22 protein-coding genes are annotated in these 23,960 nt (G+C 55.8%); 4 read left to right on the forward strand and 18 right to left on the reverse strand.

Annotation, left to right across the window (positions count from 1 at the left end; translation table 11 throughout):
* Nucleotides 1-234 precede the first annotated feature (234 nt).
* The 7 genes from ACI1P1_RS28395 to nrdR form a co-directional block, all read right to left on the reverse strand.
* The gene (locus ACI1P1_RS28395; protein WP_416219951.1) at nucleotides 235-2,067 is read right to left on the reverse strand and encodes a cache domain-containing sensor histidine kinase; all 1,833 of its coding nucleotides are present in this window, start codon (nucleotides 2,065-2,067) and stop codon (nucleotides 235-237) included.
* 182 nt (nucleotides 2,068-2,249) lie between these two features.
* Nucleotides 2,250-3,089 (reverse strand): carbohydrate ABC transporter permease, encoded by an 840-nt coding sequence (locus tag ACI1P1_RS28400; RefSeq protein ID WP_416219952.1) that lies wholly within the window; start codon nucleotides 3,087-3,089, stop codon nucleotides 2,250-2,252.
* Nucleotides 3,086-3,973 carry a carbohydrate ABC transporter permease gene (locus tag ACI1P1_RS28405; protein ID WP_416219953.1) on the reverse strand — a complete coding sequence of 296 codons (888 nt, stop codon included), beginning with the start codon at nucleotides 3,971-3,973 and terminating at the stop codon, nucleotides 3,086-3,088. Before ACI1P1_RS28405 ends, ACI1P1_RS28400 begins: the two co-directional genes overlap by 4 nt.
* Before the next feature lie 12 nt (nucleotides 3,974-3,985).
* The gene (locus ACI1P1_RS28410; protein ID WP_416219954.1) at nucleotides 3,986-5,374 is read right to left on the reverse strand and encodes an ABC transporter substrate-binding protein; all 1,389 of its coding nucleotides are present in this window, start codon (nucleotides 5,372-5,374) and stop codon (nucleotides 3,986-3,988) included.
* 210 nt (nucleotides 5,375-5,584) lie between these two features.
* On the reverse strand, nucleotides 5,585-5,914 hold the full coding sequence (locus ACI1P1_RS28415) for a hypothetical protein (protein ID WP_416219956.1): 330 nt from the start codon (nucleotides 5,912-5,914) through the stop codon (nucleotides 5,585-5,587).
* On the reverse strand, nucleotides 5,911-6,141 hold the full coding sequence (locus ACI1P1_RS28420; RefSeq protein ID WP_416219957.1) for a helix-turn-helix transcriptional regulator: 231 nt from the start codon (nucleotides 6,139-6,141) through the stop codon (nucleotides 5,911-5,913). The genes ACI1P1_RS28415 and ACI1P1_RS28420 overlap by 4 nt, the downstream gene beginning before the upstream one ends.
* A gap of 435 nt (nucleotides 6,142-6,576) precedes the next feature.
* On the reverse strand, nucleotides 6,577-7,047 hold the full coding sequence (nrdR, locus tag ACI1P1_RS28425; protein WP_416219958.1) for a transcriptional regulator NrdR: 471 nt from the start codon (nucleotides 7,045-7,047) through the stop codon (nucleotides 6,577-6,579).
* A 183-nt stretch (nucleotides 7,048-7,230) separates the two neighbouring features.
* Between nrdR and ACI1P1_RS28430 the strand changes: the two genes are divergently transcribed.
* Nucleotides 7,231-7,449 carry a small, acid-soluble spore protein, alpha/beta type gene (locus tag ACI1P1_RS28430; RefSeq protein ID WP_416219959.1) on the forward strand — a complete coding sequence of 73 codons (219 nt, stop codon included), beginning with the start codon at nucleotides 7,231-7,233 and terminating at the stop codon, nucleotides 7,447-7,449.
* Between the two features lie 95 nt (nucleotides 7,450-7,544).
* Here the strand turns inward: ACI1P1_RS28430 and ACI1P1_RS28435 are convergent, their stop codons facing one another.
* The 5 genes from ACI1P1_RS28435 to polA all read right to left on the reverse strand — a co-directional run bounded on the left by ACI1P1_RS28435 (nucleotide 7,545) and on the right by polA (nucleotide 13,213).
* Nucleotides 7,545-8,102 (reverse strand): lytic transglycosylase domain-containing protein, encoded by a 558-nt coding sequence (locus tag ACI1P1_RS28435; RefSeq protein ID WP_416219960.1) that lies wholly within the window; start codon nucleotides 8,100-8,102, stop codon nucleotides 7,545-7,547.
* On the reverse strand, nucleotides 8,099-8,695 hold the full coding sequence (gene coaE, locus ACI1P1_RS28440) for a dephospho-CoA kinase (RefSeq protein WP_416219961.1): 597 nt from the start codon (nucleotides 8,693-8,695) through the stop codon (nucleotides 8,099-8,101). The genes ACI1P1_RS28435 and coaE overlap by 4 nt, the downstream gene beginning before the upstream one ends.
* A gap of 63 nt (nucleotides 8,696-8,758) precedes the next feature.
* A complete protein-coding gene (locus tag ACI1P1_RS28445; protein ID WP_416219962.1) occupies nucleotides 8,759-9,469 on the reverse strand; it encodes an MntP/YtaF family protein in 711 nt (236 codons plus the stop codon).
* A gap of 141 nt (nucleotides 9,470-9,610) precedes the next feature.
* Nucleotides 9,611-10,492, reverse strand: a complete 882-nt coding sequence (gene mutM, locus ACI1P1_RS28450; RefSeq protein WP_416219963.1) for a DNA-formamidopyrimidine glycosylase — start codon at nucleotides 10,490-10,492, stop codon at nucleotides 9,611-9,613.
* A 45-nt stretch (nucleotides 10,493-10,537) separates the two neighbouring features.
* A complete protein-coding gene (polA, locus tag ACI1P1_RS28455) occupies nucleotides 10,538-13,213 on the reverse strand; it encodes a DNA polymerase I (RefSeq protein WP_416219964.1) in 2,676 nt (891 codons plus the stop codon).
* A gap of 533 nt (nucleotides 13,214-13,746) precedes the next feature.
* Between polA and ACI1P1_RS28460 the strand changes: the two genes are divergently transcribed.
* Together ACI1P1_RS28460 and ACI1P1_RS28465 are read left to right on the forward strand one after the other, a co-directional pair.
* Nucleotides 13,747-14,196 (forward strand): CBS domain-containing protein, encoded by a 450-nt coding sequence (locus ACI1P1_RS28460; protein ID WP_416219965.1) that lies wholly within the window; start codon nucleotides 13,747-13,749, stop codon nucleotides 14,194-14,196.
* 109 nt (nucleotides 14,197-14,305) lie between these two features.
* Nucleotides 14,306-15,070, forward strand: coding sequence for an HAD family hydrolase (locus ACI1P1_RS28465; protein ID WP_416219966.1), 765 nt, complete (start codon nucleotides 14,306-14,308; stop codon nucleotides 15,068-15,070).
* Between the two features lie 14 nt (nucleotides 15,071-15,084).
* On the opposite strand, the gene ACI1P1_RS28470 is transcribed toward ACI1P1_RS28465, so the two are convergent.
* From ACI1P1_RS28470 to ACI1P1_RS28495, 6 genes are all read right to left on the reverse strand, one after another.
* Nucleotides 15,085-17,292 (reverse strand): GGDEF domain-containing protein, encoded by a 2,208-nt coding sequence (locus ACI1P1_RS28470; RefSeq protein WP_416219968.1) that lies wholly within the window; start codon nucleotides 17,290-17,292, stop codon nucleotides 15,085-15,087.
* A gap of 106 nt (nucleotides 17,293-17,398) precedes the next feature.
* The gene (gene phoU / locus ACI1P1_RS28475) at nucleotides 17,399-18,058 is read right to left on the reverse strand and encodes a phosphate signaling complex protein PhoU (protein WP_416219969.1); all 660 of its coding nucleotides are present in this window, start codon (nucleotides 18,056-18,058) and stop codon (nucleotides 17,399-17,401) included.
* Nucleotides 18,059-18,089: 31 nt separating this feature from the next.
* A complete protein-coding gene (gene pstB, locus ACI1P1_RS28480; RefSeq protein WP_416219970.1) occupies nucleotides 18,090-18,845 on the reverse strand; it encodes a phosphate ABC transporter ATP-binding protein PstB in 756 nt (251 codons plus the stop codon).
* A 6-nt stretch (nucleotides 18,846-18,851) separates the two neighbouring features.
* Nucleotides 18,852-19,697 carry a phosphate ABC transporter permease PstA gene (gene pstA / locus ACI1P1_RS28485; RefSeq protein ID WP_416219976.1) on the reverse strand — a complete coding sequence of 282 codons (846 nt, stop codon included), beginning with the start codon at nucleotides 19,695-19,697 and terminating at the stop codon, nucleotides 18,852-18,854.
* Nucleotides 19,698-19,732: 35 nt separating this feature from the next.
* A complete protein-coding gene (pstC, locus tag ACI1P1_RS28490) occupies nucleotides 19,733-20,668 on the reverse strand; it encodes a phosphate ABC transporter permease subunit PstC (protein ID WP_416219971.1) in 936 nt (311 codons plus the stop codon).
* A 268-nt stretch (nucleotides 20,669-20,936) separates the two neighbouring features.
* The gene (locus tag ACI1P1_RS28495) at nucleotides 20,937-21,872 is read right to left on the reverse strand and encodes a phosphate ABC transporter substrate-binding protein (RefSeq protein ID WP_416219973.1); all 936 of its coding nucleotides are present in this window, start codon (nucleotides 21,870-21,872) and stop codon (nucleotides 20,937-20,939) included.
* Nucleotides 21,873-22,166: 294 nt separating this feature from the next.
* Here ACI1P1_RS28495 and ACI1P1_RS28500 point away from each other — a divergent pair, with 294 nt between their 5' ends.
* Complete coding sequence (locus ACI1P1_RS28500) at nucleotides 22,167-23,870, forward strand: methyl-accepting chemotaxis protein (RefSeq protein WP_416219974.1); 1,704 nt, start codon at nucleotides 22,167-22,169, stop codon at nucleotides 23,868-23,870.
* The last annotated feature ends 90 nt before the right edge of the window (nucleotides 23,871-23,960 follow it).

A 23,960-nucleotide genomic window follows, 5' to 3' on the forward strand; every position in this document is an offset into this window, starting at 1 on the left:
GCTTTGCCAATTTCGAGGCCCTCACACCCCATCCGGCCTGGACCCCACTGTTCGCTTCTACCCTCAAATTGGCTTCGCCAATTTCGAGGCCCTCACACCCCATCCGGCCTGGACCCCACTGTTCGCTTCTACCCTCAAATTGGCTTCGCCAATTTCGAGGCCCTCACACCCCATCCGGCCTGGACCCCACTGTTCGCTTCTACCCTCAAATTGGCTTCGCCAATTTCGAGGCCCTCACACCCCATCCGGCCTTTGGCCTGGACCGTGGTGTGAGGTAAGCGGCAGCACCAGCTTGATGACGGTGCCCCCGCCCGGGCTGCTGGAGATAAACAGCCCGTACGCCAACCCGTAGCCGATGCGGATGCGGTCCGCTACGTTGCATACGCCCAGTCCCCGGCGTTCGCCCGTCTCCGGCAGGTCCTCGTGGGCGGTGCCCCGTTGGCCTTCATACTGGAAGGCCGCCAGCTTGCCCGGCTCCATGCCGATGCCGTTGTCCTCTATCCAAAAGACCAGCCGTCCCTGCTCCACTTCCGCCCGGATCCCGATGCTGCCCATATATCCGATGCCCTCAAACCCGTGCTGGATGCTGTTCTCCACCAGCGGCTGCAGGGACAGCTTCGGCATGGTGCAGCGCAGAAGCTCCTCCGGCACGTCGATCCTGTAATCGAACAGCTCCTCGAAGCGGAACTTCTGAATCTCCAGATAGCTGGTCAGATGCTGCAGCTCCTGCTCCACCGTAATCACATCCTTCTGCTGGATGCTGATCCGCAGCAGATTGCCCAGCCGGGCCACCATCTGGCTGACCTTCCGGCCCTGATTTTGCACCGCCAGAATATTGATGGACTCCAGCGCATTAAACAGGAAATGGGGTTTAATCTGGGCTTGCAGCGCCTGCAGCTCCGCCAGCTTCTTGCGCTCCTGCTGGCGCATCACCTCGTTAAGCAGCTCGGCTACCCGGGACACCAGACTGTTGAAGCCTTTTGCCAAAAGCGACATCTCATCCGATCCTACCACCGGCAGCCGCGCCGACAGGTCACCCCGCTCCACCATCCGCATGAATTTCACCGTCTGAATGACCTGGCGGGTTACCCGGTTGCTGAAGAACAGCAGGAACAGCACTGCCGAGAAGGCGCAAACCAAGAGCAGCACACCCAACCAGCGGGCATACAGCATCACCTCACGGGAGAGGGATACCCACGAGGTGACCGAAACCAGCCGCCAGTCCTCTACCCCCAGGTCCACGCTGGCCAGCAGGCTGTCATGGCCCTCGAAGCGGGTACGGCCTGTCTGATAGGTCTCCCCACCTTCCAGATGGCGGTATTCCGTCAGCTCCTTCAGCCTCTTGCCGTCTACAGCCCCGCCGCTGCTGTCAAAAAACACCAACCCACTCCCCGATACAATCAGGAAGCGGGTGGCGTATTGCTCCTCCTTGAAGCGGAAATGGCGGAACACCGTTTCCAGCCCGGAGTTTTTCATCTGCACCAGAAGCATTCCCTTATCCGACAGCGTCAGAATATCCTTCACCACCCGGATCTGGGTGAACTCCGTCCCGCTCCCGGTCACCTCCGGGTATTCCCCGGGACCGACCCACAGGGGCAGCCCCTGACGCCGCACCGCCTCCTGATATATAGGCTCCGCCTTGAAGTGGCCGAAGGGCATGGCCGAGAAGGATTCCTTGGTAAATATCTGATTGATTCTGCTGTTTTCAAAGGTATACATAAACGCGTAGCTGACGGAAGGATGGTTCACCAGCAGCTCCCGGAAGCTCCGCTGTACCTTGTTCAGCTCCAGGTAATCGATTTTGTCGATATCCTTGCCGCTGTCAGAGCGGTTGTTCAGCACATCCTGAAGGGACTCGCTGGCCACCGTGCTGTCCGTCACCTTGTCCATCTCCATAAAGCTGAAGCTGACGCTTTGGCTTAATGCCCGGAGCGTCAGCTCCGATTGCTGGGCGTACTTTTCCTCGATAATGCCGCTGAGCAGATGGTAACCCAGGACTCCCAGCACCGAAAGGGGCAGAATGAAGCACAGGAGAAACGCACCGAACAGCTTGCCTCTTAAGGTCATATGCGCTCCTCCTGCCTGTAAAGTCCCTGTTGATTCGGCTGGGCCGGTTTTTTGTTACCATACCCTAGGCCCGATCCGCCCGGAAGCGTATGATGCCGAATCCGAGCCGTTTCTCATTGGAATACATATTCACCAGCCTATCCCAAAAGTCCTCCCGCTCTGGAGCCTGTTTCCAATCTGCCTTAGCCCTTTACGCTGCCTGCGGTAATCCCTTCGATGATCTTCTCCTGCAAGAAGCCGTAGAGAATCAGGACGGGCACCACGCTGTAGACAATTCCGGTGCAGATCAAAGCATAGTTGGTTTGAAAAGAATCCCGGAAACCCACCATGCCGGTGGGCAGGGTTTTCAGCGAGTCCTTGCTGATGAAGAAATTCGCCAGCAGGTATTCGTTCCACACTCCCAGGAAGTTCACAATGAACACCGTCACAAGCACCGGCAGGCTGACAGGCAGAACAATCCGGACAAACAGCCCCAGCGCGCTTAATCCGTCCATAATCCCGGCTTCCTCCAGCTCATCGGGCACCGATTTCATGAAGGCGGCGATAAGCAGCACACTCATGGGTATAGCACCCGCCGTATAAGGCAGGAACAAGGCCCAATGGGTATTCAGGATCCCCATCCGCATGACCAGAATGTATTGGGCGATGAACAGGACGTTGCCGGGAATAAGCATTCCAAGCAGCACAAACTGGTACAAAATCCGGCTGGTGCGTAGGAGCTTCATTCGGGTAACGGCGAAGGCGCAGGCTGCCGCCAGCAGTACCCCCGCCGCAGCCGAAGCCAAGGACAGGTATAGGCTGTTGAAGAAATAGACGCTGATTTTGGCCTTCACCCAAGCCTGCACATAGTTATGGAAATACAGATCCGTCGGAAACGCAAAGGGGTGGTTGGCAATTTCGATATTGCTTTTTTTCAGAGAAGAGAACACCACAAACACAAAGGGAAACAGGATAACCGCCACATACACGAGCAGAACCACATGGGGCAGCAAACGCTTGAGCCTAACACCTGCAGCCGTCATTCGCTGTCCCCCCCTTCCATGGCCCGCCCCAGCGTAAGCTGGTACAGAGCGGTCAGCACCAGTGCAAAGGCGAAGATGATCAGCGAGATGGCGGTGCCGAAGCCGTAGCTGGGATTCACACCCATAGCATGGTTCACCAGGTACGAGGCCATCACCTCTGTGGCTCCCACCGGACCCCCTTTGGTCATAACCAGGATAATGTCCACCACCCGCATGGCTCCGGCGATGGAGAGCATCACCACCACGGAGATAATGGGACGGATCAGAGGTACGGTGATATACCAGGCCCTTTTGAAGCCGTCGGCGCCGTCGATTTCTGCCGCTTCGCCGATTTCCCGGGGAATGGCCAGAATGGCGGCCAGCACCAAGACGATGTAAAAGCCGATCCATTGCCAGGCATTGGTGATCAGCACCGCCAGCATCGCCCATTTTCCCTCCGCCAGCCAGTAGATAGGCTCCACGCCGAACAGGCCAAGCAGCTTATTCAGCGGTCCGATCTCCGGCTCATAGATGAAGCCCCAGAGGATGCCGATGACGGAGGTGGACAGGATGGATGGTATGAACACCGTGGTTTTATAGAAGCGCTGCAGCTGCCGGACGCCGCTGATGAGAATGGCCAGGAAGATGATCAGCGGCACCTGGACGCCTACCGAAAACAGGATAAAATACAGGTTATTAACGATGGCACTGCGGAAATCCGGGTCCCCGAAGGCCTTCGTAAAGTTCTCCATCCCCACAAACTTATATTGCTCCAGCCCGTTCCAGTCGGTGAAGGCATAGAAGGAGGAGCTCAGCATGGGATAGACAAAGAACAGGCAGTACAAAGCCAGTGCCGGCGCCACCAACAAGACGTAAATGGCCGGGTTGCGGAGAGTCTGCTTCATGATGGGTGTCCTTTATTTGGAGTTGGCTTGCTTTTGCACCTGATCCAGCTTGTCGGTTACTTGCTTGGCGGTTGCGCCGCCGGAGATAAGCTTCTGGATTTGCGTTTCGGTTTCCTTATAGACCTCGGACTGAATGGTGGAGTCGAAGTGGGAGAAGGCGCCTCCGGCTTTGTTCACAATATCCATAACCGACTTCACCAGCGGGTCCTGCACCTTGCCCAGGGCATCGGCGGACAGCTTCATGGACGGCAGCACCCCATCCTCCAGGAGGCCACGGAGCTGCATTTCGTCATTAAACAGGTTTTTAATGAATGCCTTCACTGCTGTCAGCTCATTCGCCTTCAGGTTGGAGGAGAAGCCATAGCCGTTAGCGTAGTTGCCGTTGATGAAGGTTTGGTCGCCCATTCCCCCTGTTACCGGAGGCATGGAGAAGTACCCTACCTTGTTGGTCAGGTCCCCTGCCTGAGCCTGGTCCTTGAACACAGAGGACCGCCAGCTGCCGTCGAACATCATGGCCCCTTTGCCTGTCAGGAACTGGTTGAGCATTTCCGGGTATTCCATCCCCAGCTCACCTTTGGTGAAGTAACCCTTCTTGACCCATTCCTCATATTTGGAGAATGCAGACACGACCTCGGGGGCATTCCATGCCTTTTTCCCGGTGGCAAAACCTTCAATGGAATCCGGTCCGGCATACCGGCCGATCAGCGTGTTCAGCAGCATGTTGGGTACCCATGCACCCTTGGAGCCCATAGCGAAGGGGGTTACACCCTTTTCCTTCAGCTTGGCCGCTGCCGATTCCAGCTCCTCCCAGGTGGCGGGTACCTTGATGCCATTTTGCTCGAACAGAGGTTTATTGTAGAAGAAGCCTTCCGTATTACCGCCGATGGGCAAACCGTAAACTTTGCCGTCCAGGGTAAACTGGTTCAGGTTGATGAACTTCGAATCGATGCCCAGCTCCTTCAGAATGGGAGTCAGGTCCAGGAGGCGTCCGGCCTTGGCATACTTCAGCGCATCCCCCGCGCCGCCGAACAGGTCAAAAATCTTCGGCGGGTTGCCCGCCGCCATCTCCGCCGGAAGCTTGGTGAAGCGGTTTACCTGGTCCTCTACGCCGTCCAGCTGCAAAGTAAGACCGGGCACATCCTGCTGGGTCTTCTTCACCACATCATCCAGAATCGCCTTGCGGAACTTCTGAGCTTCGCCGATCTGGATGTGGCGCAGGGAAACGGTAAAGGGCTCCGCTTTCGGCGCAGTGGAAGCTTGCGGCGAAGCCGTCGCGGCAGTGCTGGCGGCGGCAGTTGCAGCAGCAGATGGTGCGGCGGAGTCTTTGTCATCCCCACAGCCGGCCAGTACCGCGGCAGAGGCGAGGATGGTGCTCAAGGCAAGCGTTACAGCTTTTTTCATTGGACGGGACCTCCCATGTATCGTTCTATTGGATTACACCCTGATTATAATCCGGTGTGCCGAAGCCGGGCAGATTCACATTTCCATTATCAGGGGGCAAAATCCTCTACAAGAGCCCTGCCGCAAAAAAATAAAAACGCCGGAGCCTCCCGTTGGGGCAGCTCTGACGTCCGACTGCTGTAGGGCGTGTTTGCAAACCCGCCCCAGCGCTCAGCTCTTGAAATCCCTCACATAGAAATACCCTGCGGATACAGCTCCCACCAGTGCGGTCATGGAAAAGCATAACAGCAGCATTTGCCTGAAGTGCTCCGTATTCTGCGGTACCAGCAGCACAAACAGGATGAGCAGCCCCATCAAGGTACTAAACATCCGGTTGGTTACGTTCAGCCGGATTTTCACGCCATACTCATCGGTCTTTCCGATTTTGCTAAAAAAATAGGTGTAAGCAGCCGCACTCAGAAGGGCTACCGCCGTAGTCATTCCCACAAACAGGTTAAAGTTACCGCTGATCTCCAGCCAATTGTCCAGAAGCTCAATCATCCTTCTTCTCCTCCTTTTTCGTAGGTAAACATATCCTCAATCCGCACCCCGAAAAATTCTGCAAGGCGGTAAGCCAACAGGAGTGAAGGGGAATAGTTATTTTTCTCCATGACAAATATCGTTTGTTTGGACACCCCTACCGCCTGGGCCAGCTCACTTTGGGACAGCCGTCTCAACACACGGTACTCATACACTTTGTTTATAATGGAGTCTGTATTTTTTTCCAATTGTAAACCTCCCTCCACCAATATAATAAATTATAATTTAATAAAAGTAAAGTTTACTTATATTTTTGTTGTTCCTTACGGACCGAGAGAGCGCTATTTTGCCAAAATGCAGCTTTCTAATCCTTTCGCGGACACACGGTACGCTATTCACCTCATTTTCCGTCCATCAGTCCACTTTTCCCACAAATAACGGCTCCTGTGCCCGCCAAAGTAAATAAACGCCGGATTTCAGTATAATAACGCCCCCTGTGTCCATTAGCTCGGCGACGGTTGGCAGGTGGGTTCCGGCGCCAAGCTCCGTAGGCAAGTCCTAAAAAAAGACCCCCGCCTAAAAAATCCGGCAGAAGTCCTTCGATGATATTTTCTTGATGGTTTCGTGACAGCTCGGATCCAAATGCTGTGCTTACTAACCGTATTCCTGCCGCGGGGGTTCCCTTACTTGTCTTCCTGCGGCTGCTTCATGAGAATCTGGGTGAGCTCCTTCATGAACATATTGATGTCCTTGAATTGGCGGTATACGGAAGCGAAGCGCACATACGCCACCTCGTCCACCGGATACAGCTCCTGCATCACAAGCTCACCAATATTGCGGCTTTCCACCTCTGCCTGGGCCGTGGTCCGCAGCTGCATCTCCACCTCGGAAACCAGAGCTTCCAGCTGCTCCACGGATACGGGGCGCTTCTCGCAGGCCCGGATCAATCCGCGCATCACCTTCTCACGGCTGAATTCCTCGCGGCTGCCGTCCTTTTTGATCACCATCAACGGTGTTTCCTCCACCATTTCGAAGGTGGTGAACCGTTTTCCGCATTTCTCACATTCCCTGCGGCGGCGGATGGATTTGTTCTCGTTGGCCGCCCGGGAATCCAGCACCTTGGTGCCCACATAATCGCAATAAGGACATTTCATTGTTTTTGTTCCCTCCCGGTTGTTCGCAGTTTACAATCCGCTAGTTAGGCGTGTCTGAAAAATCGCTGAAATCTGCTCCCCTCAGAGGTTTCAGACACGCCCTAGTTTCCAGCGGTTCCCTTGATTGAAGAGGCGGTCATCGACACACAATAGCATTACCAACCGACAAGGAGGTGAACACACATGGGCGCAGGACAATCCCGCAACAGCAACACTCTGGTAGTTCCTCAAGCTAACCAAGCTCTGGACCAACTGAAATATGAAGTGGCTCAAGAGCTGGGTATCGCCATTCCGCAAGACGGATACTATGGCAATATGGCTACACGCGACACCGGCGCAATTGGTGGCCACATCACACGCCGTCTGGTACAAATCGCCGAACAAACTCTTTCCGGAAAATAATGCAATAACGGCTTTATTGTAAAGCCCGGAGACGCACCGGAGGTCCTTCCCCACAAGGAAGCGGCTTCCGGTGCTTCTTCCGGTTATCCCCGTGCTTACTCATACAGCTCCTGGTACTTATGGTAATAATACATCACCTTGCGGACATAACGGCTTGTCTCTCCGAAGGGGATCTGATCGACTGCTTGCAGAGTGCCGTCCCAAATCCCTTTTTCCAGCCAATCCGAGACATTCGCTGGTCCCGCATTATACGAGGCGACCGCCTTTACCACATCTTGGTCATGCTTCTTGAGCAGCATGGACAAGTACCAAGTGCCCACTCGGATGTTTACCTCCGGCTCCTCCATATCCTTCAACGACAGCCCTTCAAATTCCCGTTCCTGCAAAATCGACTTGGCGGTAGGCGGCATAATCTGCATCATGCCCACTGCACCCTTGTAGGATTCGGCACTGGGGCGGTAATTGGTTTCCACCCGGATCACCGCAGCAATCAAACGGGGATCCAGCTGTGCTTCGGAGGCAGCCTGATTGATTTCCTCCCGGTACATAATGGGATAGATCAGCCTGCCCAACCAATCGCTCCGGTAGAATAAAACCAAGACCAGCAGGAGCAGCACCAGGGCGAACCAGCGCTTCTTTTGCCTGCTTCTCATGCCAGCCCCTTCTTGCGTAGATATTGCTCCACCTGCCGTTCCGTCTCCTCCGGCGTCCCGCTGTTGTCAATGACCACGTCCGCCCATTCCTTCTTCCACTCCAGGGGCATCTGCGCATCAATCCGGTGCTCCGCTTCCTCCCTGTTTAAACCGTCCCGCTGCATAAGCCGCTCCAATTGGATTTCCCTGTCGACAGCTACCACCAGCACTTCCTGGAACAGATCCTCCATCTGGGCTTCATACAACAGCGGCACATCCGCCACTACCAGCTTGTCCGGCTGAAGGCGCTCCGCCTCCGCCATACGCTCCTGCAGCAACTGGATAATGGCAGGATGCAGCAGCTCCTCCAGTTGTTTGCGTTTGGCGTCGTTCTCAAACACAACCTTGCCCAGCTGCTTGCGGTTCAGCGTCCCATCCCCGTTCAGCATGTCCGGTCCGAAGACCCGGACCACCTCCGCCAGAGCCGGGGCACCGGGCTCCACAACCTCCCGGGCCAGGATGTCCGCATCGATGACGATGGCTCCCCGGGAGGCCAGCAGCCGGGATACTGTACTTTTTCCGCAGGCAATGCCTCCGGTTAATCCGATATTCATAAGGTACGCACTCCCGTTGATTCTAATCTTGCCTAAGCCTGTTTACTTGCATCACCTGTATACTTACATCAGTCTGAATAATCCCATCAGCATCAGGATGCAGCCGGGCAGGACTGATAATTTTCTGATCCATTGGACATTGGAATACATAAAGCCGAAGCGCAGCCCGCCGAGAATGAAGCTCCCGGAGGCGACAGCAATAACGGCAGAGGTCAACAATGGGGTATAGCCGATAAAAGCAGCGCCGATTCCCGCCCCGAAGGCATCCAGGGACAAAGCCAAGCCCAGCCATGCCGCCTCCATAGCGGAAATTACGCCGGAGCGGTCCAAGTCCGCGGCAGAGGGGGTTCGCAAAATCTGGATCACCAGCCCCAGCCGTCTCAGCTCAATAGACAGCACCCGTGCTTCCTGTCTGTTATTATCAGGCTGTTCCTGTCTCTCGCCGGAACCCGTCTGGTCAGCGCCGGCAGAATCCCGGGTATCCTCCGCCCCTTCGTCTTCCCCGTTTCTTCTCATCTGAATGACTGCCCAGAAGCCCAGCCCGATAAGAATAACAGCGCCGGCGGTTTTGGCGACACCCTCCGGAATATAAGCAGTCGCGGCCACGCCGATCTGCATCGCGCCAAAAAACACCAGCCCGGACATCACCGCAATGATCAGGACGGAGATCACCGGTATTTTGATTTTGCGCAGGCCATACATGGCTCCTACGCCGAAACCGTCCAAACTGACTGCCAATGCCAACGCCAACAGGGATACCAGATGCGGCACCATAAACCCCTCCCAAGCCATTCTCAGATAGTGGCTGCATACCCGTTGATATGCAGATCACTCTCATCTTATGGCATAGGCTTGGGTATAGTGCGCGGCTTTGGATAACCGCCCCGCACCAGATCTCCCCTTCCGGCGTCAGCGTTAGTCCGTGGTTGGCCGGCTTGTGGTGCGCCGCAGCTTCTTCATCCGCCGAGTCACTTCAGGCTGGCAATGGGGGCAAAAGTGGGTGCCCCGTCCCGCCAGCACTGTCTTCTCAATTGGTCTGCCGCAATGGCCGCAGGGTTCATTTTTGCGCCCGTAGGCTTTCAGCTGGTGCTGGAACATTCCCATCTCGCCTTGTCCGTTCACATAGGACTTGATGGAGGAGCCCCCGGCCAGTACCGAGTCGGCCAGGGTGTCTACAATTGCCCGGTGCAGCCGCTTCAGCTCCGCCGGGGACAGGCTGTCCGCCGTCCTGGCCGGATGAATGCCCGCGGTGTAAAGGGCTTCGTCGGCATAAATATTGCCGATGCCCACAATGACCTCCTGATTCAGGAGGAGAGGCTTGATTTTGGTGGACCGGCTGGCAATCCGGGCGGTGAAGGCCGCCAGCGTAAAGGCCGGGTCCAGGGGCTCCAGCCCCAGCTTGTGCAGCGGAGGACTCACCAAATCCTCTCCTGTCCGGAACAGGTGCATGGTGCCGAACTGGCGCACATCCTTGTAGCGCAAATCCGTCCCGTCTGTAAAATGGAACAGCACATGGGTGTGCAGCTCCCGGGGCGCTTCCGCCGGATAGACGCCATATCGCCCCTCCATCCGCAGATGGGAGACCAGCACCATGTCATCCAGCAGAAAACGAAGGAACTTCCCCCTCCGCTCCACATCCCGGATGGTCTGCCCCTCAAGAAGCCGGGCGAATTCCTCCGGCTCTCCGGGCAGACGGATGATCCGCGGCAGCTCCACGGAGACGGAAGCGATGGTTTTTCCTTTGACCAGCATTTGCAAGGTGCGCTTGACCGTTTCCACCTCTGGCAGCTCCGGCATCCTGTGATTCCTCCTCGCTATTTATGCAGTAGGGGGTATCCCCGTTTATTTCGCTTCGTACCAGTTTTCGCCTTCGTTCACATCCGCCTTCAGCGGCACCTTCAGCTCCAGCGCCGATTCCATCACTTCAGGAACCAGCTTGCGCATCACAGGCAGCTCCTCCTCAGGCACTTCAAAAACAAGTTCGTCATGTACCTGGAGAAGCATCCGGCTCTTCAGCTTCTCTTCCTCCAGCCGTTCGGCCATCCGGACCATGGCCAGCTTGATGATATCCGCCGCAGTGCCCTGGATCGGCGTGTTCATGGCTGTCCGCTCTGCGAAGGAGCGCAGATTGTAGTTGGAGGCGTTGATCTCCGGCAGATACCTGCGGCGGGCCAGCAGGGTGGTCACATAACCGTCCCGTTTGGCCTGTTTGATAATGTCGTCCATATACCGGCGGACACCGGGGAAGGTGGACAGATAAGTTTCAATGAAACGGTCCGCTTCAATCCGGCCGATGTCCAGGTTCTGGGACAGGCCGTAGGAGCTGATCCCGTAGACGATCCCGAAGTTTACCGCTTTGGCCTGGCGCCGCATATTGGAGGTCACCTGGTCGGCGGTTACACCGAATACGTCCATGGCGGTTTTGGTATGGATGTCCATATTGTGAATGAAGGCATCCATCAGCTTCTCATCGCCGGAGATATGGGCCAGCACTCGCAGCTCGATCTGTGAATAGTCAGCCGCCAGAATGCGCCAGCCGGGCTCAGAGGGTACGAAGGCCTTGCGGATCTTGCGGCCCTCCTCCAGACGGATGGGGATATTCTGAAGATTGGGGAACTGGCTGGACAGCCGTCCCGTAGCTGCTATGGTTTGACGGAAATAGGTATGGATCTTCCCCGTTGACTGACGGATTTCCTTCAGAAGCCCCTCCACGTAGGTGGACTGGAGCTTGGCCAAGGTGCGGTAATCCAGAATATAACGGACAACCTCATGCTTGGAGCTGAGCTTCTCCAGCACATCGGCATCGGTGGAGAAGCCGGTTTTGTTCTTCTTTACTCCTGCGGTGGATAAGCCCAGCCGTTCAAACAGCACCTCACCCAGCTGCTTGGGGGAGTTCAGGTTGAAGGGACCTCCGGCCAGCTCATAGATGCGCTCGATGAGCTCCTGCAGCTGGGCGGAGAATTCTGCTCCCAGCTCCTTCAAATTATCCGCATCCGTGCGGATCCCCTGCTTCTCCATACCGGCCAGCACAGCGGAGAGGGGATGCTCCAGCTCATAATACAGCTTGTTCATCTCCAGCCGCTTCAGCTCGGCCTGAAGCCGTCCGGCCAGCCCGTGGACCGCAGCCGCCTTGCGGCAGAGATGTGCCGCCACCTTGTCCTCCTCGGGCAGATGGTACTTGGCTCCTTTGCCGAAAATCTGCTCGTCCTCCTGGATGGAGGGCTGCCCGTATTTGGCCGCCAACGCATGCAGGGTCAGCGTCGATTCCGTAGGGTCCAGGAGGTATGCGGCCAGATGGACATCGAAGGTGAAACCCGCCACCGGAATGCCTGCCCAATGCAGGGCCAGCTCCGCCCGGTGCAGATCGAAGATGCTCTTTTCTGCGGCGGGATCGGCCAGCCACTTGTGCAGGAAGTCCGCTTCCGCAGATTGAAGCACGGCAAACGGCGCATAGAACCCGAAGCCATCCTTATGGTAAAATGCCGCTCCCACAACAGAGGCCAAATGGGGATTATCTCCGTACACCTCCACATGGACAGCGGAGATGCCGTCCAGCACCTCCTTCAGCTCAACCAGGGTTTCTGCGGTGAGCACGGTCGCCTTCAGCTCCACAGCCGCAGCACCGCTTTCCCCGGTTGCCTCCAGCTGCGGAGTCCCGGAGAGGTCCAGCTTCTCCAGCAGAGACTTGAACTCCAGCTTGCGGAAGGCTGCCGCCAGCGTGGTAGCATCGCTGCCCGTATATCCCATGGTGTCCCAATCCAGGTCCATAGGCACCTCTCGAAAAATGGTAGCCAACTCCTTGCTCATGCGGGCGCTGTCTGCGTTTTCCTTCACCTTCTCCTTCATCTTGCCGGTGAGCTCGTCCGCGTGGTCAAGAACCTCCTCCACACTCCCGTATTGATGCAGGAATTTCAGAGCGGTTTTTTCGCCGACGCCGGGGATGCCGGGGATATTATCCGAGGAATCCCCCATCAACCCCTTCAGATCGATAATCTGCTTGGGGGTCAGGCCGTATTTCTCCTTGATTTCCTCCGGTCCGTACAGCTCCATCTCACTGATCCCCTTGCGGGTCAGGGCAATGGTCACTTGGTCGGTGGCCAGCTGCAGCATATCCTTATCGCCGGTGACCACCATAACCTCCATTCCGGGAAGCTCCGCTGCGGCCAAGGTTAGGGTGCCGATAATATCGTCGGCCTCATACCCCTCCAGCTCGAATTTGCGGATGCCGAAAGCCTCCAGCATGTCCCGGATCAGCGGAAATTGCTCGGACAGCTCCGGCGGGGTTTTAAGCCGGCCTCCTTTGTATTCGGCATAATCCTTATGCCGGAAGGTGACCTTTCCCGCGTCGAAGGCCACCAGGAAGTGGGTGGGCTTCTGGTCCTCCAGCAGCTTCAGCAGCATGGTGGTAAAGCCGAACACCGCATTGGTATGCAGGCCTTGGGAATTGGAAAGCAGGGGCAGCGCGTAGAAGGCGCGGCTGGCAATACTGTTGCCGTCTATAATGATCAATTTGGACATCGCTTTGTGAACACCTCGTTCTGGCAGATTGGGTGCGGGCCGCATCTATGCTTGCGTCCGAAAAAGTACAGTTCTTGCTTGCTTATCCTATCATACCAAAAAAAGAGTCCTGTCGAAACCGCGGCCTGTCCGGAAGCTGCATTATAGCGGATGGAGCAGGTACACGCAAACGGTCCGCCATCTCTCCCACAGATAATAGCGGACCACAAATGTATGCTATTCATGAAAAAGTGCCGGATTTCCTTGAATAGCGTACATGTTTTGTATCCTATTGCCTCCAAAAGCGCTCCCGCAGCCCCTCAAAACCCGAATAGCACACATTTTATGTACGCTATTCATGTCAAACCCCCGCTCCCCGCCAATTAGCATACTTTTTATGGCGCTTACATCTGTGCGTCGGCCGAATCTTTGGGAACAGTCCCCAAACTTTACACCGCCTTGACCATATCCGGCTTATCACTTAACGGACAGAAGCTACAATAAAGGCAGCACTGCACATCTGCATCACCCCTATCCAAAGGAGATGAACCCCCATGCCAATCTCAGCCAATCTAAACGGCATTCTCCGCCCCATTCCCCAAATCGGGTTTTCCGAACCCTGTGCCCAAGCCGAAGCGCTGATGTTCCGCTACCCCGACGCCGGCTGCTTGGCCGTTGTGGACCGGGTAGGACGCCCGGCCGGAGTGATTGTGTACAACCGCTTTTTTCACCTGCTGACCGCCAGCCGCAATATGGCCTATCTGCTCCGCCAGCCCGTCCACAGCATGATGTCCGCCCCTTCCCTGGTAGCCGAGCTTCATGCCGATCCCGAAGAGGTGCTGCAGCAGGCGGAACGCCGCCACCAAGTCCAACGCCGGGACCCGGTGCTGGTGATGGAAGGCGAGCGGATTGCCGGCGCCCTGCATATCCCCGACCTGGAGCTCCTTCAAACCGCCCCCGCTCCCACAAGAGATCAGGAACAGATAACAGACCTCTCCCGCTGACAAGACCGCTGCAGCCGCAACGGTCTTTTGTTTTCCCAAAATCCGCATCCCTTCAAATAATACAGGCCGGCAGCGCATATGCTGGTTATAGAAAGGCGGTGAGACGAAGATGCATAAAGCTTCCTTCACGCCGGAGCGGATCAAGGTGGTTTTCTTTGATGTGAACGAAACGCTGCTGGACCCGGCCAATTCCTTCAAGCAGGCGTTCCGGAGCGTATGGGAGGATTTTTCGGGAAGACTGTCCCGTGGGGAGGATACGGCGGATTGGCAGGACATCTGGACCAGCTTTCAGGCGGAGCAAAAAGCGCTGCGTCCTCCCGGCGGCCGGCGGGATTTCTGGAGCGAGCAGGTGAAGCGCAATCCGGCAGCTTTGGCTGCGACCCTCAAAAAACACGGACTTAGCCTCGGAGACACGGCGCTGGAGGGGTTTTTCGGCAAGGTGGCGGAAGCCCAGGAGCGGTCTCCGGTATTGTTCCCCGGTACGGACAAGGCTTTGTCCGCCCTGTCCCAGAAGTACCGGCTGGGTGTCATCTCCAACGGCATCCAGACCAAACAGACCGCACGTCTCCGGGCGGCCGGCCAGCTCCCTCCCATCCGGGAGGAGAATATGTTTTTCTCCGGCGCCTTGGGCAGCCGCAAGCCCGATCCCCTCATCTTCCGTCACGCGCTGGAGCGGATGGGCGTCCGTCCCAATCAGGCGGTGATGGTCGGCAATTCCTGGACCAAGGATGTGCTGGGTGCGGTGCATGTCCACATGAATGCCGTCTGGTTCCGCTCCGGACGCAAGCAGAAGCATTTCCGCCGCAAGGTAGGCAATACAAGAATTGACGTCGTGGAAAATATGGAAGAACTCCTGGCGTTGTTCGAGCTGTAACGGAATAAAGCCGGCTACAGATAGGCCTTTACGTAGAGGCTTCCTGCAGCGGACTTGGCCTTTTTCTTCAAGGCGGCAGCCGTCTCCGAAATTTGGTCCAGAGTGATCCGTTCCCGAAACTCACAAATTAACAAGGACAGGGACAGATGCAAGCCCCCTCCCTCCACAGGGCGGTTGTTCCGGTCCGTGACCGTCCCCCATATCCCCACATCCTCCATCAGCAGCTCCACTCCCAGCTTGAAGCGGCGGATAATCTCCTCACACAGCTGCTCCGGTGCCCGGGTTTGCGACAGAACGATAAAATCGTCCCCGCCGATATGTCCGACGAAATCCCTGGGATGCCCGCATGCGGAAACGGATTGCTGCAGCACATCCGCCGTCAGCTGGATCATCTCGTCCCCTTTTTGAAAGCCGAACCGGTCATTGTACCACTTGAAATGATCCAAATCCGCATAAACCACAACGAACTTCGAGCTGTCCAGAATCCGCCGGTTCAGCTCGCGGCTGATCTGGGTATTGCCGGGAAGGCCGGTCAACGGGTTGGCCACCCGTGCATTCTCCATCCGCTCGTTGGTAATGCTCTCCAGAATAGAGCGGATGGACGCCACCCCCAGGAGCTTCTCCCCTGTAGTAATAATCACCAGGTCATACAGGCGCTTCATCTCCCGGGCCATGGCCATCTGGGAAGCGGACTCCACCGGCAGCATCTCGTCCACAATCAATGCAGCACGGTCCATCAGCTGGCTGATGGGCCTGCTCCAGTATAGAGAGACCCCGTACCTGCCGGCCAGCTGCTGGAAAAGCCGCTCCCGCATGACAAGCCCTACCGGCCTTCCCTTATCCAAAATGACGGTTCCCTGCACATGCTCGTTGTGGTTGAAATAATCCGCGATGACGGAAATAGGCGTACCGCTTTCGTAGCTGCTTGCCGGCGAAGCCAATGCTCCGATCTGCATGACCCGGTCCTGACCCTGGAGATAGCTGATCCGCTTCACCTTGGAGACGATCTCCTCCGGCAGCTCCGCCTGTCCCGGGCGCGGGTATCCCAATAGATAACCTTGCCCGTAATGGACACCCAGCTGGCGCAGCTTCTGCAGCTCCTCCCAACACTCGATCCCCTCTGCAATAATCCGAATGCTCATCTTCCGGGCGAAGGAAACGAAGATCTCCAATAAGGTTTCCTTCATTTTGTCCAGGTGGATATTCTCAATCAGCGACCGGTCCACCTTAATAAAATCCGGCTTCAGCTCCGCAATGGCCTGCAGGGAGGAATAACCTGCCCCTGCGTCGTCGATGGCAATCTGATAGCCTTGATTGCGGTAATGCTCCAAGAGCAGCTTCGCCGTGTCGAAATCCTCAATCGAGCTGCGCTCTGTCAGCTCCAGCACCACATTGCGGGGCTGGATGCCGCAGCGGCGGAGAATCTCCAGCGTAGCCCCCGGGGCAAATTGCGGGTCATGGATCACCTGGGCGGGGATGTTGATGAATACCCGCTGGTCCTTGCCCAGCCCGGCGCAGCCCTCAATGGCTTTTTCCCGGGCCAGCCGGTCCAGAGCGTACAGCTCGCCGCTGGCTTCGGCGAAGCCGAACAGCTCCAACGGGGAGTAGAAGATGCTCTCCTCCGGTCCGCGGGTTAAAGCCTCATAACCCAATACGGCGGCATCCTGCAGCGACACAATCGGCTGGTAGACGGAACGGATGCTGCGTGCAGCCAGAATACTGCGGAAGGCCTCATCCTTCTCCTGGTCAAAAGGCGCGGGAAAAGGCGTATGCATATTCCGCATCGCCCGTTTCAAAGCCGATATCAGCCGCGCCTCTCCCGTCTCAAGCTCACCCGGAGCGATTAGGGAGCAGCCTGTATATAAGGGATACCCCCGTTCATTCCGATTGCCGTTGAACATAACCGTCAGCCGTGCATTGACGTTCTCAGCCAGCCGCTTCAGCCTGTATCCAGCGGAGGCAGGCTCTTGCTCATCCAGCTCGGCATAAACCAGCCAGTCATCGCCCATCCGGCGGAACTGGCGGATCTCCGGCCATTCCCCCTGCAGTCCCCGGAGGACGTCCCCCGCTTCCTTAATCATCCGTCCGCATGTTTCTGGGCCGAGGATCCGGACAAGCCCCGCATGCTCCACTACATCCACATAGATCAGACCTGCCGGCTTTTTACTGTCCGGCTTGAATATTTCCCCTGACCATTCTCTAAGCTTCTTCAGCTCCATCATGCCGCTTTCCCCCGATTATGTAAAAAACCTTTTCCGCACCATCGTAACATCGAAAGATGTCGGATAGATTAGGAAAAGGTCAATTTCATGTAAAATCTGGCTATTGCTACTTATTCAAATCCTTGCGCTTGCCGGTCACCATAAAGATGACACCCTCGGCAATATTGGTGGCATGATCCGCCACCCGCTCCAGATAATGTGCAGCCATCATCAGCTGCATCAGCTGCTTATTGCGGACGGTATCATTGCTCATCATGGGCATCACTTCGTTCAGCACCGTGCTGTAGATTCTGTCCACCTCGTCATCCAGCTCGGCCATATATGCCGCGCGGTTGACATTGCCTTCGGTGTAAGCCAGCAGGCTCTCCTGCAGCATCTTGATGCACAGGTCCGCCATCCGGGGCAAATCCACAATGGGCTTGATCAGCTCTTCCCCAGTCAGACGCCGGGTAATCTTGGCGATATCCACCGCATGGTCGGCGATCCGCTCCAAATCCACCGCAAGCTTCCCGGCCATGGTGATGATCCGCAGGTCACCGGCCATAGGCTGCTGCAGGGCAACCAAACGCAGGCAGCGGTCTTCAATATCCAGCATCATTTGATCCAGGGCATCATCCTCATCGATGATGCTTTGGGCCAGGGCGCCATCCAAATTCTTCAAGGAATCCACTGCTCTGTAAATTTGCTTCTCTACTGTTGTTCCCATATGCATCAGGAGATCTTGCATCGCTTTCAAGGACTGATGATAATTCGTTCTGGTATCCACCCTGGGTACACCCCTCTTATGATCTGATTTATTAGCCGAAACGGCCTGTAATATAATCCTCTGTGCGTTGATCCCGGGGCGTCGTGAAAATGGTATCTGTATTGTCCGTTTCCACCATATAGCCGTTCAGGAAAAACGAAGTGAAGTCCGAAATCCGTGCTGCCTGCTGCATATTATGAGTAACGATGATGATGGTATACCATTCCTTCAGGGATTGGGACAACTCCTCCACCTTCAGGGTGGAGATGGGGTCCAGCGCTGAGGTGGGTTCATCCATCAGGAGCACATCAGGCTCTACCGCCAGCAGTCTCGCGATGCACAGCCGCTGCTGCTGTCCGCCGGACAGCCCCAATGCGGACTTGCCCAACCGGTCATGCACTTCGTCCCATAATGCCGCCTGCTTGAGGCTTTTTTCCACAATACCATCCAGAATGCTCTTCTTCTTAATGCCGTGAACCCGCGGACCATAAGCAATGTTATCGTAGATGCTCATGGGGAACGGATTAGGCCGTTGGAACACCATACCGACCTTCTTGCGAAGGCTCACCACATCGGTGCCGGTGCTGTTGATGTTCACACCCTCTACATTCACATCTCCGGTTATCCGGACATTGTCGATCAGGTCATTCATCCGGTTCAAGGTGCGGAGGAAGGTGGATTTGCCGCAGCCGGACGGGCCGATCAGGGCGTGGATGGTGTTTTTCTTGATATCCAGGTTGATATCATGAAGGGCGTGATTATCACCGTAAAACAGATTCAGGTTGCGTACCGATATTTTAGGCTCCATGGACGGTTACTTCCCTCCGTTGAATTTTTTGGACAGAATCCGGCTGGGAACGGCGATCAGCAGGTTGAAGAGCAGGACCACCAGGACCAGCAGGGCGCCGCTGCCCTGGGCGATTTGTTTGGCGTCGGGTACCAGGGACGAAGCCTGCACATACCACAGATGGACCGAGAGGGTTTCGCCCATAGCTGTCAAATCGAAGTCGGGGAAGTGCCGGGATACGGATACGCCCGAGGTATAGATCAGAATGGCGGACTCCCCCAGTGCCCGGCCTGAAACCAGCGTGATGCCGGTGATGAGCGTAGGCAGCGCTGCGGGCAGCATGACCTTGCGGATCGCCTGCCAGCGGGTAGAGCCTAAGGCAAGTGAAGCCTCCCAATAGGAATCGGGCACCGCCCGCAGAGCTTCCTCCGTGTTACGGACCAGAACCGGCAGATTCAAGAGAGCCAAGCTCAAGGCGCCGGCAATGATGGAGAATTTCATCCCCATCCAGTTTACGAAAACCAGGTAACCGAACAGGCCGAATACAATGGACGGAACGGAGGACAGGGCCTCCACCGAAATCCGGATCAGGTTCGTAAAACGGTTTTTCTTGGCGTAGATGGCCAGGTAAATCCCTGCTCCGAAGCCGATAGGCAGCGACACTGCCATGGACAGGAACAGAATATAGAAGGAGTTGAACAGCATAGGGCCTACACCCCCGCCTGCCCGCACCTCACTAGGCTTTCCGAAGATAAAGCTGGGGGTCAGATGCTTCAGACCCGGACCGAGAATTTTATACAGGAACCAGCCGAGAATCACAATAATCAGGAAGCCGATTCCCCAAAGAAGGACGGTAGCCGCTTTGTCGAACATTTTGTTTCGTTGCGCCACTTTGGATGGGGTCGTTATCATTTGACTTCACTCCTTTTGGCCAGGACGCGGATGCCGATGATCAGCGCAAGGGAGATTAATAGCAGCATAAGGGCCATTAGATACAGCGCGTTGTTCCAGGCCGTCCCGTAAAAGGTGGAGGGCATGTCCTTCACGATAGCCGTGGTCAGAACCGTAGTGGAGTCCAGGAGGGACTTCGGCATCTGCGGGGAATTGCCGATGACCATGAATACAGCCATGGTTTCCCCGATGGCCCGGCCCATTCCCAGAATGATGGCCGTGATGACCCCAGGCCGGGAAGCGGGCAGCAGCACCTTCCAGATGGTCTGCCAGCGTGTTGCGCCAAGAGCCAGGGAAGCCTCCTCCAGGCGGACAGGCAAGGAACGGATGGCGTCCTCGGAAATGGACAGGATCGTAGGCATAATCATAACGGCCAGGATGATCGCAGCAGGCAGAATGCCATAACCGACGGTACTGGGGAAAAGCTTATGCAGAAACGGCACAATGACGGTCATGCCGATAAAGCCGTACACAACGGAGGGAATCCCCACGAACAAATCCGTTACCGGACGCAGAATTTCCCGCATCCACTGAGGTGCGACTTTGGCCATGAATACGGCGCCGCCCAAGGCAATGGGCAAGGACAGCAGCACCGACAGCAGGGTCAGCACCATGGTACTGAAGAAGAATGGGAAGGCTCCGAACCGGCCTTCGCTGGGTGTCCAGTCCAGAGAGAAGAAAAAGGAGCTGAGCGACACCTCCCGGAAGGTCTGTGTCCCTTGATAACCCACGAAAAAAATCAATGTAAAAATAATAACGGACACGATTGTTGCGCTTAGGATAAACACCCATCTCATGGCTGCGTCTTCCCCAAGCCGCATTCTGGTCCAGCGTGACACGGGACCGGACTTTCTCTCATTCGTAGCAGGAACTTCCTCCGCCGCGATTGACAAATTAAAAACCTCCTTCATAACGCCTCTCTCTACTTGCTTCATTCTAATTCACCACTGTTATGGAATCATTAATGAATTGTAAACGTGGTGTAAACATTTTTGGCGTACCGGAAGACACAACAAAAGACGGCTTTCGACTATTTTCGTCCGCCGTCCAATGTTGTATTCCCATTCCGGTGCCACTCTCATCCGCAATAAAAGCCCCGCCTTGCGGCAGAGCTTTTATCATCTTTATCTAGGCGTATCTGGATTGAAACTTGTTCCTTCATTATTTCTTGGGTGCAAGGCTAGCAGGCAGGAAGCCCAGTTCTTCAATCTTGGACTTGGTTTTGCCGGAAGCGGGTTTTTGGTACTCGTCGCCCAGGATGTAGTCCAGGAACGCCTTGGTTGCGCCAGTAGGCTCACCCTTGGTGTACATATGCTCAATGCCGAACAGCGGGTAGGTTCCGCCCTTAATGGTGTCCGCGGAGTAAGATACGCCATCGAACTTAACAGCCTTCAGGGTGTTGTCAATGTAAGGAGTATCGATATAGCCGATGGAACCGGTGGTGGAGGCTACGGAAGTCTTCATGGCCCCGGACTCAGCTTGAGTGATGCCGTCCTTAGTGAATTGGGCAGTGCCCAGTACGATTTGTTGAACCAGCTTACGGGAGCCGGAGGAGTCAGGACGGTGGATCACGGTGATCTTTTGGTCCTTGCCGCCAACATCCTTCCAGTTGGTGATTTTGCCGGAGAAAATATCGGCAGCTTGTTGCTTAGTCAGGTTATCTACCGTTACATCATTGTTTACGATAATAGCGAAAGGCGCTACAGCTACAATGTGGTCAACCAGACCCTTGTCCTTATATTCGTCGCCGGCTGCCACGTCGGAGTTACCGATGTTGGAGGTGCCGTCTGCTACGTTTTTCAAGCCTGTGCCGGAACCGCCGCCGGTTACGTTAATGGTAGCCTTGGAATTCTTGGCCATAAAGTCTTCAGCAGCAGCCTTTACCAGAGGAAGCAATGCGCTGGAGCCGGAAGCTGTAACGGTGCCTTCCACTGTCGGTGCCTTGGATGCTGCGGGAGATGCTGCAGTGCCCGCCGATGCCGCTGTGCTTGCTGCCGGGCTGCTGGCGGAAGTATCTTCTTTTTTGTCTCCGCATCCTGCCAAAACCCCCACCATCATCATTGCAGAAAGAATCAGTACCAACCATTTCTTAGACATGTTCTCTTTGTCCTCCTTAGTGTTATCTTTCTGTAACCCATGGTAACAGCGTTTTGTTAAGCTTAAACCCTAGATTCGTAAACGGAGTGTAAAAGATTTTAAACATGCGATAACATGAATAGGGACGTTTTCCCAAGGTTTCGACAACTTTATGACTTTACAATTCCCTTACATTTCCGTGACGCTGCGATTATAAATCGCCTATATAGTTGAAGCGTAATTCATTCGATCGTTGGAGGGTGCATACATATGCTTTTTCGTCACAGCCCCCGCTTGGCGGGGAGATTCCCCGGATTGAAGCTGACCCTGAAGCTGCGCTTGGGGATCGGCTTCGCTGCCATTATTGCCGTATTCGTAGTGGCGGCGGTTTTCAATAGCGGGCAAATCGGACGGATCCGGACCAACATGGAGACCCAGGACAGCAAGGTTCGCTTGCAGATGCAGGCTCTTGAGCTGAAGGGTGCGGCCCAGGACATCAAGGATATTGCTTCCGGACTGATGATCTCCCGCACGCAAGCCTTTATCGACAAATACAAGGAAGCACGTCCTGTGTTTCTGGAGCAGTCCAAGCAGCTGGGAGACACCGCCTCCACCGAGGAGCAGCTGAAATGGAGAAGCCAGCTGGTGATGGCCACCACGGATTATCTCAATATGTTCGACCAGGCAGTCACCATCATTTCCGATCCAAACCTGAAAGATGTAGAGAAGCAGATGAACACCCAATATCTCTATGAAGAAACCCAGAAGCAGCGGGACAAAATATTTACGCTCACCGACCAGTTCTATACGGCCTTCAGTCAGGATGCCGAGTCGGCTATGGAAATCTCCCGGGAAACGCTGGACCAAAGCGCCGCGTCCATGTGGCTTTACTCTCTCCTGGCGATTATTCTGGGGGCAGCCGTTGCCGTTATTATCATTCTCTACTTTGGGCGGAGCATACGAAGGCTGCAGAATGCGGTTTCCGTTATTGCGGAAGGAAATCTGTCCCACAAGATCAACTCCTCCTCCCGGGATGAGCTGGGCCAGCTGAGCCGCGCCTTCGATACGATGGTGGACAAGGTGCGGGATATGGTACTGGAGACCAAAGCCGCCGCTACTTCCTTAGACGAGCATTCCGGACAGTTCCAGCGTTACTCCCAGGATACCGCCGCGGCTAATGCCCATATCCTAACGGCTATCCAGGAGATCGCCAAGGGTGCGGGGCAGCAAGCCCAGCAGGCGGAAAACAGCGCGGGAATCCTCGACCAGCTGGAACGGGAAATCGGCGACATCTGGGAATATGCCCGGCTGATGAGCCAAAGCGGCAAAACCTCCGAGCAGAACACCAAGGACGGGCAATCCTCCGTAGAAGCGCTGCAGAAGGCGTCCATACAAACCGAGGAGCTGCTCCTTCAGGTGCAGCAATCCATGGCAGGGCTCTCGGAGCATTCCTCGAAGATCGGAGCCATCGTCGGCACCATCGGGGAGATTGCCTCGCAAACCAATATCTTATCGTTGAATGCGGCCATTGAAGCGGCACGGGCAGGAAGCTACGGCAAGGGATTTTCGGTCATTGCCGAGGAGGTCCGGGTATTGTCCTTACATACAGGTGAACAATCGAAGAATATCGAGCGGATTATCAGCGGGCTTAGCGGGGAAATTGCGGCGCTGGGCGAGAAGCTTGCCAACAGCCAGCAGATGATTTTGAAGCAGAACAGCCAGGTGGTCAACTGCCTCGGCTCATTTGAAGCCATTGCCGGCTCTACGGCGGAGGTTTCCTCCCGGATTGGCCAGGTGAATGGCAAGGTGGACACCATCCGGGTGAAATGCCGGGAACTGGTGGAGAACTTCCAGCAGGTGGCCGCGGTGGCCCAGGAAACGGCGGCGGGTGTGCAGGAGGTGAACTCTACCTCTCTGCAGCAGGATGCGGCTATCCGCCATGTGGCGGGACAAGCAGAGGATATTCACGCTTTGTCCAAGGAGCTGTTCAGCTCGCTGCAAAGCTTTGTGGTGGAGTAAAGGCTGGAATTGAGGGTTGGGTTGGGTTGGGTTGGGTTGGGTTGGGTTGGGTTGGGTTGGGTTGGGTTGGGTTGGGTTGGGTTGGGTTGG

It is taken from the genome of Paenibacillus mesotrionivorans (assembly GCF_046098205.1).
GTDB lineage: Bacteria > Bacillota > Bacilli > Paenibacillales > NBRC-103111 > Paenibacillus_AR > Paenibacillus_AR mesotrionivorans.

What these genes read in the sequence shown, in the direction of transcription:
- pstA (WP_416219976.1), bottom strand. Translation starts at nt 19,697, where the DNA reads ATGTTCGACAAAGCGGCTACCGTCCTTCTTTGGGGAATCGGCTTCCTG.
- ACI1P1_RS28465 (WP_416219966.1), top strand. Translation starts at nt 14,306, where the DNA reads ATGCATAAAGCTTCCTTCACGCCGGAGCGGATCAAGGTGGTTTTCTTT.
- ACI1P1_RS28470 (WP_416219968.1), bottom strand. Translation starts at nt 17,292, where the DNA reads ATGATGGAGCTGAAGAAGCTTAGAGAATGGTCAGGGGAAATATTCAAG.
- ACI1P1_RS28460 (WP_416219965.1), top strand. Translation starts at nt 13,747, where the DNA reads ATGCCAATCTCAGCCAATCTAAACGGCATTCTCCGCCCCATTCCCCAA.
- ACI1P1_RS28415 (WP_416219956.1), bottom strand. Translation starts at nt 5,914, where the DNA reads ATGATTGAGCTTCTGGACAATTGGCTGGAGATCAGCGGTAACTTTAAC.
- nrdR (WP_416219958.1), bottom strand. Translation starts at nt 7,047, where the DNA reads ATGAAATGTCCTTATTGCGATTATGTGGGCACCAAGGTGCTGGATTCC.
- coaE (WP_416219961.1), bottom strand. Translation starts at nt 8,695, where the DNA reads ATGAATATCGGATTAACCGGAGGCATTGCCTGCGGAAAAAGTACAGTA.
- ACI1P1_RS28435 (WP_416219960.1), bottom strand. Translation starts at nt 8,102, where the DNA reads ATGAGAAGCAGGCAAAAGAAGCGCTGGTTCGCCCTGGTGCTGCTCCTG.
- ACI1P1_RS28405 (WP_416219953.1), bottom strand. Translation starts at nt 3,973, where the DNA reads ATGAAGCAGACTCTCCGCAACCCGGCCATTTACGTCTTGTTGGTGGCG.
- ACI1P1_RS28395 (WP_416219951.1), bottom strand. Translation starts at nt 2,067, where the DNA reads ATGACCTTAAGAGGCAAGCTGTTCGGTGCGTTTCTCCTGTGCTTCATT.
- ACI1P1_RS28495 (WP_416219973.1), bottom strand. Translation starts at nt 21,872, where the DNA reads ATGTCTAAGAAATGGTTGGTACTGATTCTTTCTGCAATGATGATGGTG.
- polA (WP_416219964.1), bottom strand. Translation starts at nt 13,213, where the DNA reads ATGTCCAAATTGATCATTATAGACGGCAACAGTATTGCCAGCCGCGCC.
- mutM (WP_416219963.1), bottom strand. Translation starts at nt 10,492, where the DNA reads ATGCCGGAGCTGCCAGAGGTGGAAACGGTCAAGCGCACCTTGCAAATG.
- ACI1P1_RS28410 (WP_416219954.1), bottom strand. Translation starts at nt 5,374, where the DNA reads ATGAAAAAAGCTGTAACGCTTGCCTTGAGCACCATCCTCGCCTCTGCC.
- ACI1P1_RS28430 (WP_416219959.1), top strand. Translation starts at nt 7,231, where the DNA reads ATGGGCGCAGGACAATCCCGCAACAGCAACACTCTGGTAGTTCCTCAA.
- ACI1P1_RS28445 (WP_416219962.1), bottom strand. Translation starts at nt 9,469, where the DNA reads ATGGTGCCGCATCTGGTATCCCTGTTGGCGTTGGCATTGGCAGTCAGT.
- pstB (WP_416219970.1), bottom strand. Translation starts at nt 18,845, where the DNA reads ATGGAGCCTAAAATATCGGTACGCAACCTGAATCTGTTTTACGGTGAT.
- ACI1P1_RS28400 (WP_416219952.1), bottom strand. Translation starts at nt 3,089, where the DNA reads ATGACGGCTGCAGGTGTTAGGCTCAAGCGTTTGCTGCCCCATGTGGTT.